Genomic DNA, 4,809 nt, shown 5'->3' with positions numbered 1-4,809 from the left:
TACGATCACTGCGGGGCTTTGGTGGCTTTGCTCAAACAGATCGGATCCCGCCCTGTAACCGCGCATCCCGGAATATTCGTTAAACGTTATTCAATAGGAGCCGGGGGTCACAAGCTCGCGGTGGGATGCCCGTTTTCTGAAGCTGAAGCCGCAGCCGCCGGGGCGCAGTTCCGTTACAGTGTAAAACCTCTTGAGATCCGGCCCGGAGTCTACGTCACCGGTACGATCCCCCGCAGAACCGTTTATGAAGATGTGGGGGGGCATTTTGCAATCGAGTCGGGCGAGGACTTGATGGAAGACCATATTGAGGACGATATGGCTTTAGTCATCGACCATCCCCAGGGCTTAATCGTGATGAGCGGCTGTGCCCATGCCGGGATGGTTAACACCTTGAGCTATGCCCGGGAGATCACGGGAACAAATCATATCCAGGCTTATATCGGCGGCACCCACCTGGTAAATGCCTCGCCTGAGCGTATAGAGGCCACGGTCTCTTATTTGCATCATGAGCGGCCTGACCGGATTATGATCGGCCATTGCACCGGGTTCTACTCGGCTGCCCGCCTTTACCAGGAGCTGGGCAGCCAGGTGGTCAAGATTGATGCCGGCAGTCATTTTACATTTATATAGAATGGAATTATTGGAGGGAAATATTTGAACATCAACCAGCACAGGTTAAAAGCGAAACAGCTCAGGAAAGAATGCAGCCCCGCACTGTTTCGCTTCAAAAGCACTGTGGAGCTGCAGCCCCTGCGGGGCATCATTGGCCAGGGCCGGGCCGTGGAGGCTCTATCCCTGGGTTTGGACATGAACAACCAGGGCTACAACATTTACCTGGCCGGGGCTTTCGGCACCGGCAAAAGCAGCCTGGCCAAAGAGATGCTGGAGGAACGGGCTTCGGCCAAACCGGTCCCTTACGATTGGTGTTATGTTTATAATTTCCGTGAAACCGACACTCCGGTAGCCCTCAAGCTGCCTCCGGGACAGGGCAAGGTATTCAAACAAGATATAAGCACCAGTATTGACGCCATTATCAAGAGTATCGTCAAAGCCTTTGAAGGCGAAGATTATGAAAGCAAAAAGAACAGTATCCTCAATGCATTTCTGGAAGAGACCAACAAAATGTACCTGGAACTGGATGAAGAAGCCCGCCACCATGGTTTCACCATCTCGCGCACCCAGACCGGCATAAACACCGCTCCCATCAAGGAAGACGGAGAGGTGATCACCCAGGAAGAATACCTGGCCATGAACGAGGAGCAGCGGGTGGAGATCATGCGCACCGGTACACTGGTACAGGAAAGACTTAACGAGGCCGTCCGCAAGTACAAGGAATCGGAAAAAATCATTCGCGAAAAGATCAAAAGCCTGGAGTTGGAGACTGCCCGCAGGGTATCCGAACCCTGGTTTGAACAGCTTTTGGAAAAATACCGGGACAATGCGGATATTGTAACCTATCTGAAGGATATGCAGAAAGACCTGGTCGAAAACACCGAGGGCTTTCTCAAGACCGAGGAGAGCGGCCCCTTGATGTTTTTCCGCCATATGGACCGGCGCGCCTCGCTGCGCAAATACCAGGTTAATCTCCTGGTGGACAATGAGGCCTTGACGCATGCTCCGGTGATATTTGAAACCAATCCCACTTATGCCAATCTGTTCGGACAGATCGAGTATGAAGGCGAATTCGGCATCCTGGCCACCGATTTTTCAAAGATCAAGCCCGGAGCCATTCATAAAGCCAACGGCGGCTATCTGGTTCTGCACATCAATGACGTCTTGAAAAACTTTTATGTTTGGGACTGCCTCAAAAAAGTCTTAAAAAACTGTGAGATCAAGGTGGAAAACATCGGACGTGTCTTGGGGATAACCAATACCGAAACCCTGCAGCCCGAATCCATCCCGGTCGACATCAAAGTGGTCTTAATCGGCGATCCCTGGTATTATCACGCCTTATATGCCTTCGATGACGAATTTCGCAAGCTGTTTAAAATCCGCGCTGATTTCGATGTGGAAATGGCCAAAAGCCGCACCCACATCAAGCAATATGCGCAGCTCATCGCCGGAGTTTGCCAGCGTGAAAAACTCTTGCACTTCACCCCCGGCGCGGTAGCCAGTGTGGTGGACTACAGCACCCGCATGGCCGAGGATCAGGAGAAAATGACCACCCTTTTCAACAAGCTGGTGGAAGTGGTCTATGAGGCCAATCATTGGGCCAGACAGGATAAGGCCGAGCTGGTCACGGCCCTGCATGTAAATAAGGCCATTAAGGGTAAACAGCAGCGCTGCGCCATGGTAGAAGAACATCTGCAGGAAATGATCAACCGCGACACCCTGATCATCAATGTGGACGAGTACCGGGTAGGCGAAATCAACGGCCTGGCAGTCTACCAGGTGGGTGAATACAATTTTGGCAAGCCGGTGCGCATCACCGCCAAAACCTTCATGGGAGAGAAAGGCCTGGTGAATATCGAACGCGAGATCCGTATGAGCGGCAGCATTCACAGCAAAGGGGTCTTGACCTTAAGCGGCTATATGGGAGCGCAGTATGCTCAGGATAAACCGCTGGCCCTCTCCGCCAGTCTGACCTTTGAACAGAGCTATCAGGGAGTGGAAGGGGATAGCGCCTCGAGTGCCGAGCTCTATGCCTTATTATCCAGCCTGGCCAATTTGCCCATATATCAGGGCATCGCGGTAACCGGCTCAGTCAACCAAAACGGCGAGGTTCAGCCGGTGGGCGGTGTCAACCAGAAGATCGAAGGCTTTTTTAAGACCTGTAAAGATAAAGGATTGAACGGCAGGCAAGGGGTGATCATACCCCAACAGAATATCACCCAATTGATGCTGGATGAAAGCGTGGTAGAAGCAGTACGACAGCGGAAGTTCAATATCTGGGCGGTGGATCACATTGACCGGGGACTGGAAATACTGACCGGCGTGCCTGCCGGGGAGCCTGACGAAAAAGGCCGGTTTACACCGGATACAGTGCATTACCGGGTCAACCAAAAGCTGCAAAAATGGACCGAGCTGCGCAGGCAGGATCTGGATGTGCCGCCGACCCATGCGCTGAAGAGACCTAAACGTATAAGGAGGCAGTACTGATGAACCGAGGCCGCCTGGCTTTATTGCTGCTCATTGTGTTCACGGCTGTGGTTATAAGCGGGTGCCAAAATCTGCACATTCAAGATCTCGTTAAAAGAGACCTCAGCCAGGAGCCCAGTCTCATAAAGGTCCGCATCCACTTCGACCGCGGAGACACTGTGGACGGGTATGTCTATGAATTAGGCCTGGAGAAAAGCGGCAAGCTCTACGCCGGCGGTTCGTCCATATCCTACATTTACGATGCGCAAGGCAATGTGGTGGGGAGCTTCAATTATCAGCGCGTAACCTACATGGAGATCATTCCCCCCGGAGATGAGAACCCGGCTAAATAATTCCTCCATAATCATCGATAATTACCAGAGAAAATAGAAGGGGTTTTCATCCACAGGAAAGGGGAAATGAGAGAATGGAGTTTGTGGAACGCTGCTTGCGCAAGATCAGCGTGCGGGTCCGCCTGGTGGTGGCCTTTACCCTGGTCTTAGCTGCAGTAACTGGCATAATGGGGTATTATGCCACCGAAGTGATGTCCGAAAAAATACTGATGGCAGCGCAGCAGAAGCTGCAGTCTGACCTGGCTTTGGGGCGGCAGATTTTAGAAGAGAGATACCCGGGGGATTGGCAGATTATCGACGGACAGTTATATAAAGGGCCGGTATTGATGGAAGGCAATTATGAAGTGGTCGACCGCATCGGCAATCTGACCGGAGACACCTGCACCATCTTCCGGGGAGATACCAGGGTATCCACCAATGTGATGAAAGACGGGCAGAGAGCCGTCAATACCAAGATATCCGAAGAAGTGGGACAGGTGGTCTTGATTCAGGGACAGCCCTATGTGGGCCGTGCCGAAGTAGTCGGGGTATGGAACGAAGCCGCTTACGAGCCCATTAAGGATCCCTCCGGCAATGCCATCGGCATCTGGTATGTAGGGGTTCCGGCCACACCGTACGAGGAGGCCGTCGGCCATTTCCGCCTGGCCATGGTAACTTACTCGGGCATCGGGATTTTCCTGGGTTTTCTGGCCGCATTCCTGGTGGCCTATACGGTCTATATGCCTTTGCGCAGAATCAGCGCATCGGTGGATAAAGCCAGTCAGGGTGATTTAACCCAGCGCATTCCCGCCAATGCCAATGACGAACCCGGCAAACTGGCGGCTATGTTCAACACCATGCTGGAAAAAATGGCCGACCTGATAGGTAAAACCGGCCGGCTGATCAACAATGTCAGCAAATCCAGCGCGCAGGTGGGGCAGCTCTCTGAAACCAGCGCCGCTCTAATGAGCAATCTGGGCAGTCAGGCTGAAACCCTGATGCGCTCCGCCGCAGAGCAGGCCCAATTATCCCATCATTCGCGCAACACCATCGGCGAGATGGCGGTAGGCATTCAACAGGTGGCCGCCAGCGCGCAGGAGGTGGCCAGCTCAGTAGCGGCTGCCAGCAAAAAGGCTGAAGAAGGGGAGCGCCAGATTGAGCAGGCCGTCAAGCAGATCGAAATCATCAGCAACAACACCGATTATACCGCTTCCATAGTAGAGGCCTTAGGAGAGAAATCGCTGGAGATCGGGCAGATTGTGGACTTGATCACCAACATCGCCAGCCAGACCAATCTCCTGGCACTGAATGCCGCCATTGAAGCCGCCCGGGCCGGAGAAATGGGACGCGGTTTTGCAGTGGTAGCCGATGAAGTGCGTAAACTGGCCGAGGAATCAGG

Annotated in this window: 4 protein-coding genes; all 4 read left to right on the top strand. The window is 53.2% G+C overall.

The window, feature by feature from the left end; all coding sequences use genetic code 11:
- The coding region (locus tag B3W37_RS09250) for an MBL fold metallo-hydrolase (RefSeq protein WP_483175504.1) at positions 1 to 630 on the top strand (630 nt) is incomplete at its 5' end.
- 24 nt (positions 631 to 654) lie between these two features.
- Positions 655 to 3,099: a Lon protease family protein gene (locus B3W37_RS09245; RefSeq protein ID WP_483175503.1), complete on the top strand. Its 2,445-nt coding sequence runs from the start codon at positions 655 to 657 to the stop codon at positions 3,097 to 3,099.
- On the top strand, positions 3,099 to 3,431 hold the full coding sequence (locus tag B3W37_RS09240; protein WP_483171616.1) for a hypothetical protein: 333 nt from the start codon (positions 3,099 to 3,101) through the stop codon (positions 3,429 to 3,431). The genes B3W37_RS09245 and B3W37_RS09240 overlap by 1 nt, the downstream gene beginning before the upstream one ends.
- Positions 3,432 to 3,505: 74 nt before the next feature.
- A partial coding sequence (locus B3W37_RS09235) for a methyl-accepting chemotaxis protein (protein WP_483175502.1) occupies positions 3,506 to 4,809 on the top strand: 1,304 nt, incomplete at its 3' end.

Source organism: Syntrophomonas sp. UBA5494 (assembly GCF_002426325.1).
The sequence above is the reverse complement of the archived record's forward strand: the minus strand, read 5'-3'. Positions and strand labels throughout refer to the sequence as shown.

Bases quoted from the DNA above. Each gene is read 5' to 3' on its own strand.
- B3W37_RS09240 (WP_483171616.1), top strand. From the start codon at position 3,099: ATGAACCGAGGCCGCCTGGCTTTATTGCTGCTCATTGTGTTCACGGCT.